Below are 25,123 nucleotides of genomic sequence, written 5' to 3' on the forward strand. Positions count from 1 at the left end.
CAAATATACAATACCAACAATTTGGTATTTTTCCGAATACGTGTTTTTACGTATATGAGAGTTTTCAAAAAAACTTAAAGAATAATTATTTTAAATTCTGATTCAAATAAAAACTAAAAAAATCACATATGCAATACCAAGCTTTTGGTATTTTTTCCGAGTACGTGTTTTTACGTATATGAGAGTTTTCAAAAAAACTTAAAGAATAATAGTTTCAAATTCCGATTCAAATAAAAACTAAAAAAATCAAATATACAATACCAAGCATTTGGTATTTTTCCGAGTACGTGTTTTTACGTATATGAGAGATTTCAAAAAACTTAAAGCATAATTGTTTCAAATGCTGGTTCTAAAAAAATCAATTAAAATCACATATGCAATACCAACAATTTGGTATTTTTTCCGAATACGTGTTTTTACGTATTGTCCGTCAAATGCTTGATTGGGCTGTATGTATGAGGGATAGGCTGTCCCGTCATTATTTTTTCCTTCTCAAATTCCTGATATTTACTAATTCATCTCTAAGCGAAGTAATTCCATCGAGTATATTTTTTACTCGGCTGATTTCAAATTCTTCTGCTGCTTTTCCCAATACGAATGTATATTGCTCGAAAATTTGGATTGAGAAGTAATCAACTTTCGATTTTAATGTGACAATGAAGTTCTGTATATCGTCTATGATTTGACTTTGACTCAATTCATAAGCAGTATCTGCCCAATTGGAGTTGATTAAATCTATCAATTCGTCTAACTTTTTGTCGTCAATTACTACAATTTCACTATCATCAAACTGAATCTGTTCAATTTCTTCATGGGCTTGCTCCAACATTTCTCCGAGATATTTTTTGATTAAATCGTGCAATATTGAATTTTTTACAGGTTTAGTCAATAAATCGTCGAAATTTGAATTTTCATCTAAGGAGAAAGTCAACGATGCTGTATAGACAATTAGCGGACAGTTGTTGAAATGTTTCGATTTTCTGATTTGTTTCGCAATTTCGTTCCCATCGTGCTCAGGGATGACCAAATCTACAAAAATAATCTGAAATTCGTTCTTTTCGATAGCTTCGAGACTACTTTTCAAATCATGAGCTTCGTAAATCTGAATGCCGAATTCTTCGAGTTTGTCCCTAAGGACTAATCTGTTAAGCTCGTAATCGTCAATAATCAAAGCTTTGCAGGAATGTTCACAATGATATTTTGGTTTGTATCCTTCTTTTAATAATTTGACTGTGTTTCCGTTTGGTAAAATAGTAATTTCGTTGAATTCTACCGTGAAAGCAGTACCTGTATTCTCCTGACTGACAACTGTTATTATACCGTTCATACTTTCCACAAGTCTCTTGGTTATCGTTAGCCCTAGCCCTGTTCCTAATTGGCTTGCTTTGGATTGCCACCTTTCCTGAGCAAAAGCATCAAATATATATTCGATATTTTCAGCCTTGATTCCGATTCCGGTGTCTTCTACGGTCAATCTCAACTTCATGCTTACCGGTGTTAATATTTCATAACTACATATAACTTTAATATATCCTTGCTCGGTAAATTTGATTGAATTGCTTATCAGATTGAACAAAATTTGGTTGAGTCGTGTTCCGTCAATCATAACTTGCGATGGTAAATCCTGCGGGAAATCGAATGTTAAAGTTAGATTTTTGTCCTGGCAACGCGAGGAAAACATATCTTGAACTTCAAAGAAAGTTTTGACCAAATCCACTTCATGAGGAGAAATAAGCAGCTTCCCTGCTTCAATTTTGGACAAATCCAATATGTCATTTATGATTGAAAGCAAGGTTTCGGAACTGTAAACTATCGATTTCAAGATTTTAATGTTCTCGGGCTCAGTTATCCTCTTAAAAAGCATTTCACTATATCCCTTGATTACATTCATCGGTGTGCGAATTTCGTGAGATATATTTGCTATGAATTCACTTTTGATTCTATTTGCACGTTCAGCCTCATCTTTTGCTTCGTTCAATTCGATTTCTTTCAGATTCATCAGCTGATTTTTATGGTTCAATTGCATCATCGTTGTCTCTAATTCATTTGTACGCTGTTTGACGCGGTTTTCGAGCTCTTGATTCATCTTGAGCAATTCCGATTCGAAGTGAATCTTTTCGCTGATATCCATACACATTATTATCAACGAAACAACTCCGTTAGTATGCACCATCATCGAGGTTAATTCAATGTATTTACGATTGTTGAACTTATCAAAAATTACAAAATCGAAACTTACTCGCCTTTCGTTGACTGTTCTGTTGTTGAAAATATAGTCGTAATGCTCTTCGCTGTCGGTTTTGAATATTTCTTTATAGTGGCTGCCAATTACATCGTTTCTCTCGATAATTTTGAATAACTGCATTGCGGTAAAATTTAACATCGTGCATTTATCGCTCTCAAACAGGAATACCGGGATTGGTGAGTAATCAAATAATGCCCGATACCTCATCTCGTTATCTCTCAGTGTTTGCTCCACTTCTTCTCGTTCTGCATAATATCCGGCTATCGTGCGAAGCATTGCATTGAATGTGCGGTTCAAAATTCCTGCTTCATCCTTGAGATTTTCTGATGCACGAATTGTGAAATCACCTGTCTGCATCACTTTGAGAGCGATTTTTGTCAAATCTGTTATTGGTTTCGATATAAATCTATGTAACGAAATAGATAGTATAATTGAAATTATCAATACGATGCCTAAAATCAAAAATATAGAAATACTCAGTTGGTTTTTCCAAATATCAAATTTGTTGTATTCGGAAAATATTAGAACTGAACCGTAATGAATGCCGTTGTAATAAATCTGATGGGCTACAATTATGTAGTCGTCGGCTATGAAATTAGTGTCTAATTTTGCTAATGATGTATTGTCAATATTTTTATTCGGTATGAATGACTGTTTGTAATAATCCGTAAAAAAATTACCTTCGGAATCGTAAACAACAATTGCGGATAAATCTTCGATAGAATTTGTCTTTTTGAATATGTCGAAAGCACCCGGAATGTCATTGAAAATCAATGTCGGTACCAAAAATTCACCTACTAATTTTGCGATTAATTGAATTTCGTATTCTAAATACTGTTGGATTCTATCGCGCTCGTACATCTGAACTAATTGCATACCAATTATAGTACTTATCATTGTGATTGAGGTTATCAAAATGATTAGCTTCCGGCTTATGGTTAATTTTGTTGATGATTTCATAGCTTCACTCAATTATTCGTGCTTTTGACAATAACAAATGACTAATGTGGAAACCTGCTTTTTTTGCAGAATTATGGTTGATTTCAAATTTCAATTTCATATCCTGCATGTAGAGGTTAATATGTACACCACGTTTAGCAAATCCTGTAGAGTATGATGTTGTTAGTATCCCATTTCTGTTTGCATATTCAACGATTTTATCCAAATCTTTTTCGGCTGATTTGGAAATAAAAATCATATTTGCATCTTGCAATTCTTCGATTTTATTTACAAACCGAATATTGACTTTTCGGTTCTTGATTTTTTGTGTTGCGAATATTTCTTCAAATCTTTTTCCAAATGTATTATTGCCATAATAATACAAATTGAAATCTTTGTTTTTATCGTCAAATTGAGTAAAAGAATGATTTTCGATAAATCTTGTGAAACGTTCAAGATAGGCAATTACGAGTGAGTTTTCGTCCGATTCTTGTGATTTGGAAAGGTTTGGGATAAATAGTAATAAAAAATATGCAATTACGATTAAATAATTACAGCTAATATTTGCAATATTTTGAAAATACTTACACAATTAATTTCGTTCAAATTATATTTCGTATGATAACTTCAATCCGATAGTTAATGGTTCCTCCAATAAATTCATTCTGAATAAATATGATTCTGCTTTATTTCCTGCTTCATATTTGTATCTGTAATTATTTCCGATTTTTGAGATATTCATCAAAAAAACTGATATTGTTGATTTTGGAACAAAATTATAATTAATCGAAGCGTTCAATCTGAAGTCATAATCGTAGAATGATTGCTGCCGCATCACATCCAAAATAGCTCTGATTGATTGTTCATCTGCCGTACCTTCTGTTAATTGTCTAACTAACTGCAATCCATCTTTAGCACCTTCAAATCCCCATAATACTCTTGCGTTCAAATGCAATATTAATTTCTTCTCGTATAAGTTGAAGTTTGCATAAAATTTGGTGCTGTTATTTGCCCAATTGTTTATGTTATTCCCAAAGCCGGTAGTCGAATTTCCCAAATAGCTAAATTTATAATCAGAATAGCTTATCCCGCTTCGTTCAACTCCGGGAGCTAATACCCAATCAAGCATATGGGTAAATGAATGATTCAAGCCTATGGCTATGTATTTGGTATTGTATTTAATTTCTGCTTCTATTCCAATCATGGACAAATTGCCTGTTTCGCGTGTGGTTCTATCTGGGTCATACCAGCTTAAAATATCAATATTATTATAGTTAACCGAGCCTTCAATTAAAATATTACCCAAATAGGTGTTCGAAAAAATCATCTCAAGTGTGTTCAGCTTTTCTGGTGCAGAGATATTTCCTGCTCTATTTTGCAAGAAAAGTTCTTCAGCTGTATTCATTCTGTTTGATTGTTGTGCTATTAGTTTTAGCGAACTATTTTCGTTGATTTTATAGATTAAAGCAATTCTTGGCGAGAAAAGATAATCGGAATAGCTGTCTTTATCCATTCTTGCTGAGAATAAGGCTGTCACTGATTTCTGAATTACGAGTTCGGCTTCGCCATAAAATGAATACATGAATGTGGACCAACCATTGCCAACAAAAATTGCATTAGCAGAGTCAACACCAAAAAATAGGCTTTGTCCATAAATAGGCGAATCCGGTCCGCTGATGATATTGCTATGGTCGCCCATTCTAATCATATTGGCATCTGCAAACCATGGAGAGCCCCATTTATTGTAGGAAAGCGTTGTACCTAATGCGAATCGGATATCATCACTTGCTATACCGCTCAACAAGAAATCACAACTTAGTTCACTCTCTGAAAAGTTGTTGTATTTGTTTCTCAGGCTTTTGTGGTCAATTAGTTCATCGTAAATATTTTGATTTGGAGCATCGTTTGGACCCCACATCCAAAACCATCCCATTGTCCTGGCATTATTTTCAGTTCCAAAATGCAAATTTGAGGCGAATGAATAGTTGGCGCTGAGTTCGATTTCGTTATGCAAATTAACCAAGAAATGTTCATGTTTGACTTGCAAAGGATTAGCGTAATTACCCATGATGGCAATATTATTCTCGTCCAAACCGATTTGATATTGTGCCTTGTGTATAGCTCCATTAGTTGTAGTGCCGGAATTTGCATATCTGAACCATAGGCTTGTGTTATCGAATAAGTCAAATTGAAAATGGATTTTAGTTTGAGGCTTATCAAAATAATCAGTCAAATATTCTTGATATTTATTTTGAGTTTCATGCTCATTTAAAGTCCACCTGTTATACATAATGTTATAAGCATTTTCAGGTGAATATCCTTGAGTTTGTTGGACGCTCGCAAAACCAAAAACACTCAAATCATCAGTAATCCTTTGGGTAAATTTTGTCGAAATACCCTTTGAATTATAAGGGTAAATGTAATTGACTTTGAAGTCACTCGCATCATTAGTTGATTTTGTTTTTGTGATTATATTGATTACACAAGCAATTGCACCCGGTCCGTAAGTTACCGAACCGGGACCTCTGATTACTTCGATTTTGTCAATATCACCTAAGTCCCAATTTTGCAATTCGGCAATTGCTCCACTCCTTGCTTTTTGATTTGCTACTTGCCCATTGACTAATAGCAGCACTTTGTTGCTCCTGTCAGAAATTATGCCCCGTACTCCGAGAGTAGGTGCATCGTAATGACTCATAAAGTATGCACCGGGAATATAGGTTTCAAGCAAATCGTAAATATTTCTGTGCGGTGTCACACGGATATCTTCTGAGGATATAGTTGTGACCATAGCAGGCTTGTCGTAATTCGACATGAACAAAAGTGAACCTATATTGACTTTAGTGGACATCAACTCGTCAAATGTCAAGTCGAAAAGTTCTTCTGTGTTGTTTGCGTTCACTTCAACCGTCAAACAAAGTGTAGATGCTAAAAACAAAATATATACTTTGTATTTTAATAACATACTTCCCTTCACTAAGTGGCATTAATAGATTCAATCATATTTGTTTCGACAAACAGTTTAATCAATCCCAGGCTGCTTTTCACTCCCATCTTATTAAGAATATTTTTCCTATGCGTTTCAACAGTTCTTGCACTTATGAACAGCAATTCGGATATTTCCTTAGTCGAATATTCCTCCAAAACAAGTTTCAACACTTCCATTTCGCGTTTACTCAAATTTCCCAAAGCGTGTTTGATATGAGTTGACACTAATTCTTTCTTATCATTTGGTGAACTCACATACAAACTTTTCAATGTACCCTTGCACAAATATATATCACCACTGAGTAAAGTTTTAATTGCAGTCAGTACCTCATCGCTGTCGGAATATTTGCACAAATAGCCGTTGGCACCCAATTTTAGAGCGCGTTTTATGACCCACGATTCGGTATGATTAGAAATCATGAGCACCTTGATATCCGGTTCCTCTGCTTTAACTTTTTTTAACACTTGCAAGCCATCAATTTCGGGCATATCAATATCGAGCAACATTAGCTCCGGCTTTGATTGGCGAACAAAGTCGAATACTTCAGAACTATTTTTGGCAAGGCTAACTTTGAATCGTTCATCGGACGTAGTAAGCATCATTTTAATCAGCTTAGCTATCAGATAATGGTCATCAGCTATAAGTATGTTAATATCATTCATCATTACAAATCACCCCGAAAGCATTTTTAATCTTTACAAATCACTTGAATCCAAAATAAGCAATTTCTACTAAGATGCAATGAAAAATCCCTATTTTAAATGAAAATACCAAATACTACGTAGATTGAAAAAACATATGCTAAATTTGCTTATAGTACAATTAAAAAAGCCCCACAATTACCTGCGGGGCTACTTTGTTTCTTTGTACTCCCTCCGGGGCTCGAACCCGGGACCTACTGATTAAGAGTCAGTTGCTCTAGCCAACTGAGCTAAGGAAGCATTCAAAAATAAGGCTTTTTTTTGAAATAACCTGAATTTTAATTGCCGGAAATTAAATTCCCCGTGATTCTTAGCAAAGTGGTTTCGGATAGTTTTAGCTGGTATTGTGTCTCGGTAAGCCGTGTGCGGGCTTTATTTAGATTGTTTTGTACTTCGCGGAATTCCAATGGCGTGATTATGCCCAAATTTAGTCGGTCGGATGCCAAAGCCATATTTTCTTCTGCTACTGCAATATTTTCGAGTTCAAAGTCAAGCTTCATTTTCAAGGCATTATATGAATTTTGCACTTTTCTGATTTCCGAAAAAATCAATTGTGCTGTCTGACGATAAAGTATATCGCTCATCTCTATACGAATTTGGGCATTTTCGGACTCTCTGCTGCTATTTAAGCCGTCAAATATGTTCAGCGATAGGCTCAAGCCGTAATTAAGCCCATACGAAGTGTTTTCGCTCAAAAAACCCGATTGTGATTTTGCTCTCGCCCAATTATATGCACCAAAGGCATCCAATTGCGGCAAATAATATGAATTTGCAAGACTTGATTCCAAATTTGCAAGCTTTTGATTTTGTTTAGCTAATAGCAATTGTGTATTTTGATTTTCGATTTCATTATCGGGAATTGAGGCAATTTGTGGGAGCAAATCAATTTCCGCTTCGACATCGAAATCATCATATTCACCGATTCCAATCATTCGTTTCAGTTCGATTTTTGAATTTTGATATTGGATTGCGGCATCAATCGAATCTGCAATATCACTGTTCAAATCTGTTTTGGCTTGGAGTACGTCGAATTTTGATAATTTGCCCAATGATTCACGCAATTCGGTCAGCGACATTCTTTCGCGGGAAATCTCCAAATTTTCTTCAATGCTGATTAATACGGCTTTGGTTCGGACAATTGAGAAATATTGGTTGATAATGTCTGTGGCAGTTAATTCGAGCATGTTTTTGTATTCGAGTTCGCCGATTTTTTGCATTTCCGCTAATTGCTCTTTACGTATAAACATTCGAGTGCCATCAAATATCGTCCAATTTAAGGCAATTCCTGCATCCAATTGGTCAGAAAGTGCTCCGGTACGGTTTACTTCTCGTCCATCTAAGTAGAGTTGATTGACATTCAAAACGGATTTGCGGATACCCGCATTTGCATCAAGTGATGGCAGAAATCCTGCATTGCCGATTGAATTATTATTTTGGTCAATTTCTGATTGTTTCGAAGCAAAAAGTACCGCATGATTATTCGCAAAAGCAAGTTTGAGAGCATCTTCCAATGTCAATAAACCTTGTGCAAGGACTTGCCCGCTCAATATAATCAAGCTGAAAGCTATTAACGAAATATTTTTGAATAATTTTATCATCATTTCATTTTCAAAATTAGTTTATAGTTTCGGCAACTAAATTTTCAGCTTCTTTAAGTTCATCTGTCATAACTGCTTCTTTGCCTGAAAAATACGAATAAATTGCCGGAATAACATACAAAGTCAGTAGTGTAGCTAAAAGCAAACCACCAATTACCGCAATACCCATCGAACGACGACTTTCCGAGCCTGCCCCGATAGCTAATGCTATTGGCAATATACCGAGTATTGTAGATAGAGAAGTCATCAAAATCGGTCTGAACCTCAAATACGCTGATAGCTTTGCTGCTTCGAATGGCGTACTGCCTTTTGCTTTGATTTGGTTAGCAAATTCAACTATTAAAATGCCGTTTTTCGTAACCAATCCAATCAACATTATTTGTCCGATTTGACTAAAAATATTAATTGTTTGCCCGAAATACCACAATGAGAAAATCGCTCCGCCAATTGCAAGCGGAACAGTGAACATTATTATAAAGGGGTCACGAAAGCTCTCGAATTGTGCTGATAATACCAGATATATCAGTACAAGCGCAAGTACAAATATAAAAAACAAACTCGATGCACTTTCCCGATAATCTTTTGATGGTCCATCTAAAGATGTGTACATTGTTTCATCTAATACGCTTTGTGAGATTCTCTCCATCACTTCAATTCCGTCCGCAATAGTTTTACCTTCGGCTAATGATGCAGATACTGTCGCCGAGGCAAATCTGTCAAATCTGAAAAGTTGTGGGGGAGAGCTGGTTTCGGAAACTGTTACTACATTGTCGAGTTGAATCAATTCACCGCGATTATTTCTGACATAAATAGATTTCAAATCAAGCGGTGTATTTCTATTCTGGCGCTCCAATTGTCCGATTACCTGATATTGCTTTCCGTCCATCACAAAAAAGTCGAACCTTGCACCGCTAAGAGTCAGCTGCAATGTTTGTGCAATATCGGCAATTGATAGCCCTAAATCACGAGCTTTCATACGGTTGATATCTACTTGCAGTTCAGGTTTGTTGAATTTCAAATTTACATCCGCTTGTGCAAATGTTGCATCATTCATGACGCTATCCATAAAAATCGGGATAACACTTTTCAATTTCTCCAAATTTGGCGCTTGCAATACATATTGCACAGGCAATCCTCCTCTGGATGAACCGATTGATTGTTCTTGGATTACAAAACTTCTTGCGTCTGGTAGTTGAGGCAGTATTTTCTGAATATTTTGAGCCACTTGCTGTTGAGTAGCTTGTCGCTCGTCCGGTTCACTCAACATCACGCGTATAAACCCACTGTTCACGGAGCTTGATGCACCAAATCCGGGCGAAGTAATCGAAATCAAAGTTCTTTTTTCGGGCACATTTTCTTCGAGCAAATCAACTAAATCATTCATGTAAGTCTCCATGAAATCATAGCTTGTACCTTCCGGTGCGGTTGATAGAACACGAAGTGAACTTCTGTCTTCAACCGGAGCTAATTCGCTCGGGAGTTGACTACCGAAAAAATATATCACTCCCATTGCGAATAGAATAACCGGGAAAGACAACCAACGGTGCTTCATGAACCAATCGAGTGAGCTTGCATAGTTCTTTGTCAACGAAACGAAGAATGGTTCAGTCGCTTCGTAAAATTTATTGTGTTTTGTTCTCTTTTTCAAAATTTTCGTTGCAAGCATCGGAGTCAATGTCAATGCAACGAACGATGAAATTATAACTGCACCTGCTATGACAATTCCAAATTCCCTGAATAACCTTCCTGTAAGCCCTTCGAGAAACAGAATAGGCATAAAAACCGATGCAAGAGCTATTGTAGTAGCTATTACAGCAAAGAATATTTCCGCAGATCCTTTGACTCCTGCTTCTTGGGGAGACATTCCGAGTTCGATTTTTTTGTAAATATTTTCGAGCACTACAATGGCATCGTCAACTACTAATCCGATTGCGAGTACTATTCCAAGTAGTGTCAGCACATTAATCGAAAAATTAAATAAATACATGATGAAAAAGGCGCCTATCAAAGCAATTGGAATAACTATTACAGGAATTATGGTCGTTCGCCAATCTCGCAAGAAGAAAAATATAATAAAAATTACCAATCCGAAAGCTATGAAAACAGTTTGGACCACTTCGTCAATTGATTGTCTGATAAAAGTTGTTTGGTCGAATCCTATGCCGATTTCGATATCAGAAGGCAAATCTTTTTTGATTAACTCAATTCGGCGATAAAATTCATCAACGATTTCGATATAATTCGCTCCGGGCTGAGGTATCAGAACTACCCCAACCATTGGTATCTTATCGCGTTTTAATAATGTCCTTTCGTTCTCGGGGAATAACTCGGCTCTGCCGACATCTTTGAGTCTGACGATACCGTTTCCGTCTTGCTTGATAATTAAATCGTTAAATTCATTAACAGTAGTCAATCTACCTAATGTCCTGACTGTTAATTCCGTATTCTGCCCTTCAATTCTACCTGTCGGTAGTTCAACATTATTTCGGTTTAGTGCCTCGCGAACGTCTAATGGAGTCATTTCAAAAGCAGCTAACTGATATTGATTAAGCCACAATCTCATCGAATATCGTTTTTGCCCCCAAATTCTTATTTCGCTCACTCCGTCAATTGTCTGAAGTCTCTCTTTGAATACATTTTCAGCAATTGAAGATAAATCAAGCAAAGAACGTGTTTCACTTTTCACATTCAAAAATGCTATCGGGCTTGCATCAGCATCAGCTTTGCTAACTGTCGGTGGGTCTGTGTCCGGCGGTAAATTTCGTTCGGCTCGAGAAACTCTGTCCCGAACGTCGTTTGCAGCCGCTTCCAAATCAACATCTATATTGAATTCAACTGTTATTGTGCTTCTGCCGTCGCGACTGACAGATTTGAGCGACCTGATTCCCGCTATACCGTTAATTGATTCTTCGAGTGGTTCGGTGATTTGCGTTTCCATTACATCAGCATTTGCACCGGTGTAATTGGTCGATACTGTAATGATAGGCGGGTCAACGCTGGGATACTCTCGCACACCAAGAAAAGTATAGCCGATTGCTCCAAACAAAACTATTATAATGGACATTACAGTAGCTAAAACAGGTCTTTTTATGCTTATTTGGGATAAACTCATATTTTTATTGATTTTTTGATATATCTACTTTCATTCCCGGACGCAACATCATTATTCCTGAGGTAATCAACGAATCTCCGGTTTGCAATCCGGCTGTAATGCTGACATGTGTTTCATTTCTGAATCCTGAACTGACATTGCGAATTACAGCTTCTCCATTTTCATAAACATAAACTTTGTCAGAATCTAAGTCCGGGATTAGTGCCTGCGTAGGTATCATAAATAATTCTTCTTTCTCATCTTTGATTAACTCAACCTCTACATATGTCCCGGGGAAAATACGGTCTGTATTTTTGTATTCGGCTCGCAGTCTTACAGTTCTGGTTGACCTGTCAATTCGCGGCTCTATTACATAAACTGTTGCTGTATGCACTTTGTCACTTGGCGGAACTTTGAATTGAACATTTTGTCCGGCTTTGATTTCAGTTGCATATCGTTGTGGAATTGTAAAATCAAGCCTTAATCTGTCAATAACTTGCAATGTTGTGATTACTTTTTCGGGTGAAACAATTGCACCATTGCTGATTTCCCTAATTCCCAAAATCCCCGAAAACGGTGCACGAATCTCAGTTTTGTCAATCATTGCCTCGATATAACTCACTGAAGCTCTTTGCATATTTAGCTCATTCAAGGAAATTTCGTACTCTTCTATACTGATTCCCTTTTTGTCGAGCAATTGCTTTTGTCGCGATTCGATGCTCTCCAAAAGCTTGATTCTCTCTTGCGAACGCAATAATTCCGCTCTCAAATCAGAATCATTCAACTTCACCAAAATACTGCCTTTCTGGGTGTTGCCGCCTTCTTTAAAGTTAATTGAAGTTACTCTTCCGCTGATTTCCGGTTTGATTTCCACTTCCTCAAAAGGTGCGAGAGTACCACTCAGTACTAACTTGTCTTCGATGATTTCTTTTTCTACAATTTGGATTTGTACTCTCAAATTGGCTTGTTCTGTCTTTTCATTTTCTGGTTTTTTATCGGATTTTAATAATTTGGGAACTAATACAATTGCAACTAAAATTATGATTATGCCGATTATCGTCGTGTATTTTATTACTTTAGAACTCATTACTTTGTTTAATTTTTTAAAAAGATAGCGACGAATTAATATTGAATGTATTTATTAACTGAAAATGAAAAAAACATGAAGAAAAATGAATTTGTAAAGCACGGTTATCAAATAATTGATAAAATAGCAGAATATTTGTCCGAAGCAGACAAATATCCTGTTCGTTCGCAAGTCAAACCGGGAGAAGTCAGAAGCCAAATTCCGGCTGCCGCACCTAATGAAGGTGAGGACTTTGAAGATATTTTGAAAGATTTTGACAATATCATTATGCCCGGCATAACACATTGGCAGAGTCCGAATTTTTATGCTTATTTTCCTTCCAACACAAGCTATCCTTCCATTTTGGGCGAATTGTTGACCTCAGGGTTGGGTATAAATGCTTTTTCGTGGGAAACATCTCCCGCAGCTACTGAATTGGAAGAAACTGTAACGGATTGGTTGCGGCAAATGCTTGGTTTGACAGATGATTTTGTTGGTGTAATCCAAGACACTGCTTCGAGTGCTACAATTTGCTCCATACTCACTGCTCGCGAAAAAATGTCAAATTTCGAGTCCGGAAAAAAAGGCATCGGCGGCAAAATATTTCGCGTTTATGCTTCGACCGAAATTCACTCTTCCATAGATAAAGCTGTCCGTATTGCCGGAATCGGAACTGATAATTTAGTCAAAATACCTGTGGATGAAAATTATGCTATGCGTTCAGATTTGCTTCGCGAAGCTATTCAGTCCGATTTGAAGGCAGGTTTGACGCCTATGTGCGTCGTTTCGGCAATGGGTACGACCGGCTCATTGGCATTCGACCCAATTGCAGAAAATTATGAAATTTGCAAAGAGTTTGGTCTGTGGCATCACATTGATGCTGCATATGCAGGAAGTGCATTCATTTTGGAAGAATTCAAACATCTGTCCGAACTCGCCTCAAATTGCGATACTTTTGTTTTCAATCCTCACAAATGGCTCTTCATTAACTTTGATTTCTCGGTTTACTTCGTAAAAGATGAGCAATCTTTGATTAGAACATTTGAAATCTTGCCTGAATACTTGCGTTACAAACGAGGCTCGGAAGTGAAAAATTATCGTGATTGGGGAATTCAATTAGGACGCAGATTCAGAGCCTTGAAAGCATGGTTTGTCATTCGCAGTTTCGGAGTTGATGAGTTGAAATCTATTCTCCGTCATCATATCGCATTGGGCGGCATCTTTCATGATTGGGTCAAGTCAAATAAAGATTTCGAGGTATTGGCTCCTGTGGTGATGAATGTAGTTTGTTTCCGCTTGCATCCTGTCGGAATTGACGATGAAACGCTTTTAAACAGCATTAATGTGCAATTACTTGACGATGTAAACTCAACAGGCAAGGTGTTTTTGAGCAAAACAAAGTTAAATGATATATTCACAATTCGTATGGTCACGGCTAATTTAAACGTGACCGAACAACACATTAGCGATGCTTGGAAATTAATTGTTGAAACTTCGGAAAATTTAATTCGTAGAACAAATTTACGCTGATATATTTGTAAATAAATGAAACTAAATCGAATCATTCCGGTAATCGCAATATTAATGATTGCATTGCTTTGCAAATCATGCTTCTTTATACCTATTGCACTTGTTGAACAATTGGATAGCTTGGAAGAAGCGAGAATTAAAAATGATTCGACATATAAAAGAATTTACCTTAGTGGCAGCAACAGAATAGCCTCAGCAGACGATTTTTTTGATGAATACAGCAATCAAATTGATTCCATTGCATCAATCGCAACAGTCGGCAAATCGGATACAACAAACATAGACTACCAAGTTAGGTCTATCTCAACCAAAGGAGATACAGTCCACATTTATGTAGCTCCGCCTCCTGAAAAAAAGCCTATTGATTTGAAATTTGATATAATAAATGTTGATGATTCGAACTATCCTGATGAAATCAAAGTAAGAGCACTTGTTTACGATAACGAAGGCAAATACATTAGTGGACTTGCTCCTCCATATCTTTCGGAAGGCAGGACTGTCGGCGATTATTGGAAAAGTGTCCACGATAGTTGCAGTGGTGTAAATAACAATATTGAAAATTTTGATGTTGTGGAAATCCGCGAGAGTGAAGCTCGCAAACATGCCATAGCTTTTGCTTTAGACCACTCAGGGTCCATGGGCAGTAATCGTATCGCCAGGTTGCAAATTGCAGTTCAACGCCTTCTGCGTGCCATCAAGCCCGGCGATGCAGTTGCAATCGTCAAATTTGATTCCAAATTGCATACTGAGGTGGACTTGACTTATGATATGTCATCAGCAATAAAAAAATTCGTGGTTGATAGTGGCAAATCAGGTAAATTCGGTGGTGGAACTGCGCTATTTGATGCTGCAAACCACGGAATTAGCTTGTTGAATAAAGCGGACGATTCTTATAAAAAGGTGCTAATTGCCTTCAGTGACGGTCAAGATAATACTTCAAAATCTAAGATTGACAGCTTGCTGAGGTTCGCTAAAGCTTCAAATGTCGAGATTTATTCAATCGCTTACGGTGCTGCGGATAAATCCCTCGAAACTATGGCTGAATACACCGGTGGAAGAATGTATCGAACATTGTCGTCAAATGAATTTCCATTTATTTTCAGAGATATTTATTTATTGCTCAAAAATTATTATTTGATTAGCTACCGTCCACCCGAATGTGACAATTTGCACAAAGTCAATGTTAAGCTCGGCTCTGCGGACGGACGCCTTACATTCGATGCCGGCGGTCAGTATGATAGAAGCGTATTCCAAAAGTACTCTCCTATCGGTACAATTGCAATCATGAATATTGAATTTGATTTCGGCAGCGACAAAATCGAAGCTGAATCTTATCCAATGTTGGATAAAATTGCCGATGCAATGAAAAATAATCCCAATATGAAAATATTAGTCACTGGTCATACTGACGATGTGGGGAGCGATGACAGCAATTTGGCGCTTTCAGTGCGAAGGGCTGTATCAGTCAAAGCTGCGCTCATCCAGCGCGGAATAGCCTCAGATAGAATCAGAACTGTTGGCAAAGGTGAAAGTCTGCCGATTGCACCCAATACTTCTGAGGAAAATCGCAGAATTAATCGCCGAACCGAATTCACTATAATCGAGAATTAAGATGATAAAATACATTTTCATTTTATTAATATTAGCTTCAAATCTACTCAATTCGCAAATTCGGATTGATTCTGCTTTTGGTAAAATTGGGCAGAGCACGGAAATGGAAATCACCATAAGCCCCGAATTGCTCGAACAAAATATTAATATCGAAGGGCAATTCACATTATCCAATCCTACAGTGTTTTTCCCCGATTCGGTAACTACTTTGGCTACCGGTTTGAATTGCACGCTGACGAGACTAAATGAATTCGACTACGAATTTGCCGTTTCAGGGACTCTTAGCGGTGATTTAACTGATTCTTTGAATATTTTCATTGTCGGCGAACTATTAGCAGGCTATGACTCGATTTGTGTCCTTAATTTTGAATATATCAAAGTCGGCTCGACTACATTAAGCGATTTATCCGGAATTGTCGTATCCGAATCAATCGGCACTCCTTTGCCATATGTCCGAAGGTCGGTTCTGAGTTTGAATTATCCCAATCCGATATTGGCAGGAGAATCCACCGAGTGGGCTTATAAAATTGATTTAGCATCCGAAGTTAGATTTATTATTTACGATTTGACCGGCAAAGTTTACCAAGATATTGATTTGGGAATTGTCCCGGCTGGTGCGCATAGATTCGTATTGCAAACAAACCCGACTTTCGCAGCCGGAGCATATTTGATTCATTTCATATCTACAAGTGCATCCAATAAACGAATGTTTATGGTGATTAAATGAGAATATTATTATTAATCACGATATTATTTTTTGGGCTCAACTTAGCAGCTTTGTCCCAAAATGAGGGCGAAGACCAACAATTAGATTCACTTTGGAATTTAGAAGATTTAAACCCCGATGATTATGATTTTACTGAAGATTTCCCGATGACATATTCTAAAGGATGGTTTCCGCGACCATTAAAAACTACTTTTGGCATTGGCTTGAGTTACGGAGGCGGTAGCACGCATGATGCGGCTTCTAAAATGAGGTCGAAGTCATTGCATCCTACCTACAATGGTTTTCAGGGCGGCTATGGTTTCAAGGCGGACCAAGAGGAAATCAAGAAAAAAGGTTCTGAGGATTTTGAAGATGAATTTCCCGAACCAACCCTCTGGGATTTGGGTTTAACAGGCTTTTACTCATCAAAATATTTAATATTCGAAGCTCAAGCCAACTATAGCCGAACGCACGGGATTCTATCTTCGATTGACGACACTCGCTCATTTTTGAATTTGGCTGGACATAAGCAAAAGTTCCTCGAAGGAGCCGTCGTCCATATTGCTGACCATAATATCAGATTTTCACTCGGATTGACAATCCCAATTTATGGAGCTTTCATTTTCGAGAATTATTCCATTTCATCATATTATTATATCCAAGCCGGAATAGCATTCGAAATTCCAATATCGAGCAGTGCCACACAATATTTCCAAGTATTGGATACAAAGGACGATTTGCGATATGGCAACGGAACAGACACAGTCAGAGTAATGCACAACGTCAAACTCAACACATTGACTGATGTCAGGAAAAGTTTCGAAATTGCACTCGGTGGTATTACTGATTTCAACGTAATTGGAATCGAATACAGCTTTAGATATTCATTTATGTTCAATTCAATGTTAACAGATGCAATTTGGAAGCAACACCAATTCCGACTGAATACGGGAATTTACTATAATATCGTCAGATAATTAGAATTGCGCTTTTAAACATTTAGTTAAAACTATCTCAAAAATCAAAATGGGCTGAATGCAATCGCAATCAGCCCATTTTCCGTATTGTAGTAAGCTTGCTTATTGTCTGAATTTCAGTTCTCTGTCCATCATGAACAAACCTTGCGGATTGTCGTTGATTAAACGAAGTCTTTCCAAGAGTTCGCTTGCAGTTGCTTCTTCTTCAACCTGCTCGTCAACAAACCAGCGGAGCATATTTTCAGTTGCGCGGTCTCTTTTGCTAATTGCCAATTCTAATAAGCTATTAATTGAATCGGTAACTAATTGTTCGTGCGAATAAACCATCTCGAAAGCTTCAAGTGCAGATGACCATGAACGAGGTGGTTCGTTGATTTGGGCAACGATAGGCTGAGAGCCTCTCAAAATCATATAATCAAATATCTTCAAACCGTGTGCTAATTCTTCTTGTGACTGAAGGCGTAACCAATGTGCGAATCCGTTGAAATTTTTCGCAGCAAAATATGCCGACATTGCCAAATAGAGATTGGATGAGTAAATCTCTTTAGTGATTTGCGAGTTCAGTTCGAGTGCTAATTCCTTATCCATCGAAATTCCTTTAATTTAAAAAAGTGAATAAAATTTATTATTTATTTACGTTAGTTCTTGCCAATTATTTCAATCGTATCGAAAACAAAAAAAAAACAGTTTATCTGTTCTGTACATATAAACTGTCTTTTAAACTAACGATACTAATATTATTTTAATGATTCATCAATTCCATCAAGTCCATATTTAGGTGGTTGACCGGTGTAAAAAACTTTAGACCGTTCTAATAACTCACTTGCAGTAGCTTCTTCTTCAGTTTGTTCATCTACCAAATTTCGAATAAATAAAAGTGATGGATTATCATTTTCTAATGCAGGCAATTTTGAAGCTGTTTCTAATGATATTGAACTTAATATTTCATATTTATAAATATTTTTTAAAAGTTCAATTGGGTCATTAATACCAGGTATTTCAGGGGCTTGAAGTTGAGGAATTTGAATATTATGTTGGTCTAAATAGTTCTGTATTTTGGTAATTAAACTATCTTTCGTTTGTTTCATTCTATCGCACCAGTTAGCATATCCGGCTAAGCCCAAGATATTTTTAAATATTAAATTATACGAGTTATAGCTGAATTCAGCATCATACAATTTTTGTCTGCATGTTAACAAAGCATCCACAATAGATTGATCTAAAACAATCGAACCTCCTTGCTGAGATGGGCTGCTTAATATTTCAGCACTCATCAAATAAGAATACTCAGTGTTAAATGCCGATAACGACTCTGTGTTTTTCATGCTTTGAGATTTCAAAGCCATTGAACCAACCAATAAGAAAGCTAAAACAAACCATAAAGCTCTATAGCTAAAACTAAGCATAATACCAGCCTTTTGTTATATAATTTTTGATTTTACAATTTGGGATTTCTACAAACATCTCCAAAAGATTTCCGTTATCCATTAAATATTCTTAAAATTAGAAATAAGCTTATATGCATTTAAGAATTTCGAGTTGATAACTCTGCTCGTAATTTTGTCCAATCTTACATCAACCAGCTATCAAGCAAACCAAGCCCAAATGGGGGTGGCGGACCGGTATAAAACAATCTTGTCCTCTCGAGCAATTCGCTTGCAGTAGCTTCTTCTTCTGTCTGTTCATCTACCAAATCACGGATGAACATTGCCGATAGTCTGTCCGAATCCAATGCAGGCAAACCAAGAGCCGTAATTATTACCAAAGAACACTTCACTTCCTGCCTTGTTATTTCTTCCATTGCTTCAACCGGATTATCAGGTATAATTGGAGACTGAGGAAGATGAACATCTAATGGATGACCATGCAACAACAAATAGTGCTCGATTTCATTTATTTCTGTCAACTTTTGAGCAATTTTTTCAGTCAACCATAATGCATAACCATTTAATCCCCAATCTACAAATATTGGATGTAAATGATTGAAGCTATCATTTGCATCAGCTAATGTCGTGCGATATTGTTGAAGTGCAGCTAAAATACTTGGTGCTAAGCCCATATGAACCTCCGAAAAATTTAATTCTTGATTGTGTATTCGTTACAAATCAAAATTAGAAAAAAAAAACAAAATGAAAAATTAATTTATTGTCATTGTATTGTAATAGCAATTTTGTTGATTTGATTATTCAAAATATTGTCACAATCGAAATCAAATTTGTTAACTATCTCCTAATCCATTTGGCTTATGGTAAATTATAATCAATTGGTTTTAGCTGAATATTTCGAGGTATTGGACCGGTATAGCGTAATTTGGTTCTTTCCAATAGCTCACTTGCTGTTGCCTCCTCTTCAGTCTGTTCTTCTACTAAACTCCTCACAAAATCGGATGTAGTGTTGTCACCTATACTTATAGCAAGAGCAATAATTTGATTCATCAAATTTGTTGTATCCACTTGGTCATCGTATATTTTAGTTAGTGCATCAATAGGACTTGCAAACGGAGCTATAGGAGCAGGATTTGGAATTACCCCCGGGTTTGCACCGCACGAATTGAGATAATTTTGAATTTTTGATTCACGGGCTTGCTTTCTACTTACTCTCAGTTGCATTCGATTTGAGTAACCGGGCAGATTGTTGTTATGAAAATATGCGACTAAATTTTGATAAATATTGACAGCATTGAGTTCCTTGCCTATCAATTGAGTGAGAGCAGTTTTAATTTGGTCGTCCATTTTGTACCTCTAAATATTTTTAGAAAAACAATAATTTATGAATCTAAAATAATCATTTATAAGATGATAAAACAATTAGTTTTTTCTACTTGATTTTTCATTTTTAGTTCATATTTTTGCTTCTGAAAGAAATGCAAGGTTTGATGAATGATTATAGAGATTAAGACAATATTGATGCCTATAGTGGCTGCTTCGCCACTAATTTATACCTACTTTAGACACCGGAAGCGGAAGAAAAAACTGAAGTCTCTCGGTGATGTCGAACTTGTAGTGAAACCCAAATCCCCGCTAACTAAGAGAATGTCTGTGATAATTGGCATCATCGCTGCTTTGTACTTCATCATCAATTTTAGTTTGGCATATTCACATGAAAGGCTTGACATTGCTCGAATTATAGGCTCGCACACGATTTTGCTTGCCTCACTTGCCTTCATGATTTACGATTACGGCAAAATCTACGTCGGCGAAAAGGGGATATATGGAATCACGAAGGAAGTTTTCCTGTGGGATACTATCGAAAAGGTTGAGTTTGACAATGATATTAAGCAAACGCAATACGGAGTGAAATTTTACATGAAAGACCAAAAAATTCCTCTAAAATTCTACTTCAAGCGTTCAAAAATCGAAGAATTGAAAAAAATCTTTGATAAAATGAAAAAAAATTGATTTCGGTGTTAACATTTTGCTTTTTTTTGTGTTATATATAATGTAGATGGTGTTGTTTATAAAAAATTTGTGGCAGATATGGCATTAGATGAATTAAAAACAGAATTCCACAGTCTTATAGATGAAATATCTAACGAGAAGATACTGGAACATTTCTATGCAATCCTAAATAATTTAGCAAAATCCGAAGAAGTAAGCAAGACGCTGATAAAGGATATAGCGCCCGAAGTAAGCTCCTCAGAACCGGTAATGCAATAAAAAAGCCGCTCTGAAGCGGCTTTTGGTAAAAAAATAATATGAATAAAGACTAATCTTGCTCCATAGATATTCTGTGTTGTCTGCGGGCTGCTTTTAGCCTCGACATTCGATTTTCGATAGAAGGTTTCATGAAAGCTGTACGCCTTTTGAATTCACGCAATACACCTGAACGTTCATATTTCTTCTTGAAACGTCTCAACGCTCTGTCAATGTTTTCATTGCCTTGAATTGTTACGCCAATCATGTATTCACCTCCTTTAAAAACGATAAAAAAATTTTAATAAACCATGTTCTCGATAAGCTTCTTTTCGCTGCTTTTCTCAAACTGTACGATAATAGCGTTGCCACCGTTGCTGGTAACTTCTTTGGCTCTAACGATACCAACATCATCCCATACGGAGTGGAAGATTATGTCGCCAATCTGATATTCGTCCTTAGGCGAATATTTGCGGGCATCTTCTCTCGATATATGCACTACTGCACGAGATTTGTCCGCTTCTGCTTCAATGGCGTCAAGGTTTATAAGCTGGGAATGCCTGCTTTTTGTACATCTTGCCCACTGTTTTCTGCCATCAATGTCTTCGATAGGTTCACCGACCAATTCATGCTTGGTCTCTTTCATCAAAAATGGAGAATACAGAGTTATGTATTTTGCTCTCCTCGTTCTTTTCTTGGCAATTGCGGCCATAAAAACTCACTTATTGTTGAATAATAAATGTAGCTAAGATGCAAAAATAGTGAATTTTTGGCAAACCACAAAAAATTATTTTTATAAAGGTGGGCATTTTAAGCAATATCAAATATATATAATAAATTTTATATGGAGCAAGAAAAAAGAATTAAGGTTGATTTTTTACCAAGAAAAATGTATCTCTAATGGCATGGGCTGAGCCAAAATACCCTATGCCACCCTCAATACTGGTCAGAATCGGTTCGGCTTGTGAACGTCCTTGAGCTTGCAAAAACCATCGTAGAAAGTTCCAATCCGGCGAATAAACCGTTACGCTGTGTTTGCCGTACCATTTGAAAATACTCCAAATAATTGGGGACTTTGTAGCCGGAATAGGTCCCATTCCGGATACTTCTCGATAAAATCTGTCCTCTCGCCATGGACGCTCGATTCTGCGGTTCAATTCAGTCGTCTGAGGGTCTAAATATTTCCCGTATTCGAGTGTATCGAGATTGGTAAAAGCAATTAAGAAAAAGTCAAAGCCTGCTACTTTTTGCCATGTAAGGGTATCTGTTGGCGGCAAACCAATCGAATCTTTTGGAAAATTCACCATATTATTAGGTCGCTGAACCCATGCAGTTTTTGCAGGTGTAAGTGTTGACCCTGTGATTTTATTTCCGTTCGGGAGAGTGACTTCAATCGAATAATTCGTTTCAGCCTTGACCAAATAGTTTGTATCAGCGTAAAAATAACCTCTTATGCCTTCTTCACGTGGTCTGTATTTCAGTTCAAATTCATTGTCGCCTTCTCTTATTATGATAATTGCGTCGCGTATCATTGCCGAATCATAATTATATGGCTCGAACAAAGGCTGCGTTTTAGTCAGAATTATGCCTTGAATTGGCTCATCAATCAGTATTAGAGCCTCGAGAACGTATTCTTCAACATAGCTCGTAGGTGGCAAATCTTCACAAGATTGTATGAATATTGCAAATAATGTTACTAAGATAATGATAATCAGTTTTTTCATTTTCACCTCAAAACTTTACTTCTAATGAAATGGACGGAATAATTGGAATAAGCTTAACATCTTCTATGACTGTTTCATCTTCACGAGTGTTGAAGAATCTGACCAAAATGTCTCGTCTGTTGTAAACATTGTAAATATCAATAATCATTTTAGAATCTAAACCAAACATTTGGAAACTGTAGATTGCTGTTAGATTAAGTTGGTGAGACGGTGGCAATCGTAATCCGTATCTTTGAGTAGGTACCGTTTTTCCTCTACCTCTGATTTGCCCCGGCAATTGCGTATGAAATCGTGATGATGCACCGGTATAAGATTGCCCTGTTTGGAAATAAAATGTTGCCCCGAATTCCCATCTGTCGTTCAATTCATATTGCCCAACGACCTTGAAATCATGGGTTCTGTCATACTTTGGACGAAAAGCTTCACCTTTGTTGATGCTATCGAATTTTGATTCGATAAAGCCAATCGCATATCCCATCCAGCCGTTAAATTTACCGAAACGTTTTTGCAGGAATACCTCAGCACCCCAAGCATTAGCTTCTCCAATAAAAAATACGTCAGAAACTGTTGCCCCTTGTAATGCAGTTGTGTTAAGTTCACTGACATTGTCGAATTTTTTGTAATATGCATCGAAAGTCAAATCATAACCATCATAAGGCATTGTTTCCAAACTCAAAATATAATGGGTTGATTTGCTTGCAGGCACTGTAGAATCGGTTGGCAGCCACGTGTCAAAAAAGGAGAAATCCGGTTGAGTCGCAAGCCTCAAATTTTGATGAAAAATTCCGCTTGCCGCTTTTAGAGCAATTCTATCTGTAAATCTATATCTCGCAGAAATTCTCGGCTCAAAATTTACCATATCGCTCAATTGCCAATAATTTGTACGCAATCCGGCTTGTATCGAGAATAATTCTGTGATTGACCATTTGGTCTGAGCATATACGCTTGTGTGCCAATCATCTATTGTCAAATTCGTACTTCCACCCGATGAGCCGACTGCTGTTGAATCTGTGTCACCTGTGAAATTCTGCAAATATTGGAATTTGAAACTCGATGTTTCAACCCCGCTTTTGAATGTAATATCTTCGCTGACAAACCACTCCAAATTAGCCTTGAGAGTGTAATCTGTGATTGAATTATCTATAAGGAATTGATAACCCGATTGGTCGCCGCGAAAGTTGTTGTAATAATTACTGTAGCTCAAATTAACTGTCGAGAACAATTGATTGTTAAAAATATGAGTCCAACGGCTTGCCAACATCCTGTTGCCAATATCAAGCGTTAGTCCGAGACCGAAACTTTCAAAAGCCAATTGGTCGGAACTATTGAACCCGCTGATAGAGACTTTGTCATTGTCGCCGAAATCTTGTGTTATCTTAGCATTCAAATCATAAAAACCAAAGTCTGGGATAGGCTCTTCGGGATTTTCTTTTATGAGTTTTTTGATTAAATCGAAGTATGTGCGACGTGCAGAAACTGAAAAACTTCCGTTAAACAGCGGACCTTCAACAAATGCCCTTGATGAAATTGCCCCAATTGATGCCAATCCGGAGAATTTGTTGCGATTGCCATCTTTTTGAGTCAGGTTCAAGACTGCAGACATTCTGCCACCGTATTCCGCATCAAATCCACCTTTGATGAGTTCGACATCTTTGATTGCATCGGTGTTGAAGGTAGAAATGAATCCGAACAAATGCGTCGGGTTATAAACGATGGAGCCGTCAAGCAACACGAGGTTTTGGTCAGGCGAGCCGCCACGAACAAATAGCCCGCTTGATATTTGCGATGAAGTAAGCACTCCGGGCAAATATTGCAAAGTTCTGAATACGTCCGATTCGCCGCCTACTCTGATATTTTTAATAGTCTGGACGGGCACATTCACCTTACTTATTGATATTTGGCGACGTTCGACTTCTCTCTGAGCTTCTACAAAAATTTCATTCAGAACTACTTCACTTTGATTCATATTGAAATCATTTCTGATTGGAACGCCTGCAACGAAATTGAACTTGCTTTCAAGTCTTTCGTACCCTAAATAACTTACTACGACTGTATATTCACCCGGTGGAATTTTTGGAATCGTATAGAAGCCTGTTTTGTTAGTTCTGGCACCAAGTTTGGTTTCCTTTATGATAACAGTAGCACCAATCAATGTCTCGCCGGTATTTTTATCTTTGATTATACCGCTCAATGAAGATGATTTATCATCAAAAAGCTCCATTTCTTCGGAGTAAATGCCAACAATATTAGCTAACAATATGAAAAACAGCAAAAAGCCGTATTTATTACAGATTCCCATGTATTCTTAAGTAAA

The 25,123-nt window shown here is 37.0% G+C and carries 21 protein-coding genes and 1 tRNA gene; 6 read left to right on the forward strand and 16 right to left on the reverse strand.

Annotation, left to right across the window (positions count from 1 at the left end):
- Positions 1–478 precede the first annotated feature (478 nt).
- From M9949_11295 to M9949_11330, 8 genes are all read right to left on the reverse strand, one after another.
- The gene (locus tag M9949_11295; protein MCO5251987.1) at positions 479–3,205 is read right to left on the reverse strand and encodes an ATP-binding protein; all 2,727 of its coding nucleotides are present in this window, start codon (positions 3,203–3,205) and stop codon (positions 479–481) included.
- Between the two features lie 4 nt (positions 3,206–3,209).
- Positions 3,210–3,776 (reverse strand): YfiR family protein, encoded by a 567-nt coding sequence (locus tag M9949_11300; GenBank protein MCO5251988.1) that lies wholly within the window; start codon positions 3,774–3,776, stop codon positions 3,210–3,212.
- Between the two features lie 15 nt (positions 3,777–3,791).
- Positions 3,792–6,149: a TonB-dependent receptor gene (locus M9949_11305; GenBank protein ID MCO5251989.1), complete on the reverse strand. Its 2,358-nt coding sequence runs from the start codon at positions 6,147–6,149 to the stop codon at positions 3,792–3,794.
- A gap of 11 nt (positions 6,150–6,160) precedes the next feature.
- Entirely contained in the window at positions 6,161–6,838 is a 678-nt protein-coding gene (locus tag M9949_11310) for a response regulator transcription factor (GenBank protein MCO5251990.1), read from the reverse strand.
- 202 nt (positions 6,839–7,040) lie between these two features.
- Positions 7,041–7,114: transfer RNA gene (locus tag M9949_11315), tRNA-Lys, on the reverse strand.
- 38 nt (positions 7,115–7,152) lie between these two features.
- Positions 7,153–8,475, reverse strand: coding sequence for a TolC family protein (locus tag M9949_11320; protein MCO5251991.1), 1,323 nt, complete (start codon positions 8,473–8,475; stop codon positions 7,153–7,155).
- Between the two features lie 13 nt (positions 8,476–8,488).
- Positions 8,489–11,536, reverse strand: coding sequence for an efflux RND transporter permease subunit (locus tag M9949_11325; protein ID MCO5251992.1), 3,048 nt, complete (start codon positions 11,534–11,536; stop codon positions 8,489–8,491).
- A gap of 52 nt (positions 11,537–11,588) precedes the next feature.
- The gene (locus M9949_11330; protein MCO5251993.1) at positions 11,589–12,650 is read right to left on the reverse strand and encodes an efflux RND transporter periplasmic adaptor subunit; all 1,062 of its coding nucleotides are present in this window, start codon (positions 12,648–12,650) and stop codon (positions 11,589–11,591) included.
- Positions 12,651–12,725: 75 nt separating this feature from the next.
- On the opposite strand from M9949_11330, the gene M9949_11335 reads away from it, so the two are divergent.
- From M9949_11335 to M9949_11350, 4 genes are read left to right on the forward strand one after another with little or no spacing between them, the layout of a single operon-like run.
- Positions 12,726–14,159: a pyridoxal-dependent decarboxylase gene (locus M9949_11335; GenBank protein ID MCO5251994.1), complete on the forward strand. Its 1,434-nt coding sequence runs from the start codon at positions 12,726–12,728 to the stop codon at positions 14,157–14,159.
- A gap of 15 nt (positions 14,160–14,174) precedes the next feature.
- A complete protein-coding gene (locus M9949_11340; GenBank protein ID MCO5251995.1) occupies positions 14,175–15,770 on the forward strand; it encodes an OmpA family protein in 1,596 nt (531 codons plus the stop codon).
- A gap of 1 nt (position 15,771) precedes the next feature.
- A complete protein-coding gene (locus M9949_11345) occupies positions 15,772–16,497 on the forward strand; it encodes a hypothetical protein (GenBank protein MCO5251996.1) in 726 nt (241 codons plus the stop codon).
- Positions 16,494–17,453, forward strand: a complete 960-nt coding sequence (locus M9949_11350; protein MCO5251997.1) for a hypothetical protein — start codon at positions 16,494–16,496, stop codon at positions 17,451–17,453. Before M9949_11345 ends, M9949_11350 begins: the two co-directional genes overlap by 4 nt.
- Before the next feature lie 102 nt (positions 17,454–17,555).
- Here the strand turns inward: M9949_11350 and M9949_11355 are convergent, their stop codons facing one another.
- From M9949_11355 to M9949_11370, 4 genes are all read right to left on the reverse strand, one after another.
- On the reverse strand, positions 17,556–18,041 hold the full coding sequence (locus tag M9949_11355) for a ferritin (protein ID MCO5251998.1): 486 nt from the start codon (positions 18,039–18,041) through the stop codon (positions 17,556–17,558).
- A 149-nt stretch (positions 18,042–18,190) separates the two neighbouring features.
- Complete coding sequence (locus M9949_11360; GenBank protein MCO5251999.1) at positions 18,191–18,859, reverse strand: hypothetical protein; 669 nt, start codon at positions 18,857–18,859, stop codon at positions 18,191–18,193.
- Between the two features lie 164 nt (positions 18,860–19,023).
- A complete protein-coding gene (locus tag M9949_11365) occupies positions 19,024–19,512 on the reverse strand; it encodes a hypothetical protein (GenBank protein MCO5252000.1) in 489 nt (162 codons plus the stop codon).
- Positions 19,513–19,696: 184 nt separating this feature from the next.
- Positions 19,697–20,185, reverse strand: coding sequence for a hypothetical protein (locus M9949_11370; protein MCO5252001.1), 489 nt, complete (start codon positions 20,183–20,185; stop codon positions 19,697–19,699).
- A 147-nt stretch (positions 20,186–20,332) separates the two neighbouring features.
- Here M9949_11370 and M9949_11375 point away from each other — a divergent pair, with 147 nt between their 5' ends.
- Positions 20,333–20,851: a hypothetical protein gene (locus M9949_11375; GenBank protein MCO5252002.1), complete on the forward strand. Its 519-nt coding sequence runs from the start codon at positions 20,333–20,335 to the stop codon at positions 20,849–20,851.
- Between the two features lie 78 nt (positions 20,852–20,929).
- Entirely contained in the window at positions 20,930–21,109 is a 180-nt protein-coding gene (locus M9949_11380) for a hypothetical protein (protein MCO5252003.1), read from the forward strand.
- 49 nt (positions 21,110–21,158) lie between these two features.
- On the opposite strand, the gene rpsU is transcribed toward M9949_11380, so the two are convergent.
- From rpsU to M9949_11400, 4 genes are all read right to left on the reverse strand, one after another.
- Positions 21,159–21,353 (reverse strand): 30S ribosomal protein S21, encoded by a 195-nt coding sequence (rpsU, locus tag M9949_11385; protein MCO5252004.1) that lies wholly within the window; start codon positions 21,351–21,353, stop codon positions 21,159–21,161.
- A gap of 33 nt (positions 21,354–21,386) precedes the next feature.
- Positions 21,387–21,797, reverse strand: a complete 411-nt coding sequence (locus tag M9949_11390; GenBank protein MCO5252005.1) for a hypothetical protein — start codon at positions 21,795–21,797, stop codon at positions 21,387–21,389.
- A gap of 151 nt (positions 21,798–21,948) precedes the next feature.
- The gene (locus tag M9949_11395; GenBank protein MCO5252006.1) at positions 21,949–22,809 is read right to left on the reverse strand and encodes a hypothetical protein; all 861 of its coding nucleotides are present in this window, start codon (positions 22,807–22,809) and stop codon (positions 21,949–21,951) included.
- Positions 22,810–22,816: 7 nt separating this feature from the next.
- On the reverse strand, positions 22,817–25,108 hold the full coding sequence (locus M9949_11400) for a TonB-dependent receptor (protein MCO5252007.1): 2,292 nt from the start codon (positions 25,106–25,108) through the stop codon (positions 22,817–22,819).
- Positions 25,109–25,123: the final 15 nt, after the last annotated feature.

The organism is Candidatus Kapaibacterium sp., assembly GCA_023957315.1.
In the GTDB taxonomy this organism is placed as follows: domain Bacteria; phylum Bacteroidota; class Ignavibacteria; order Kapaibacteriales; family UBA2268; genus PGYU01.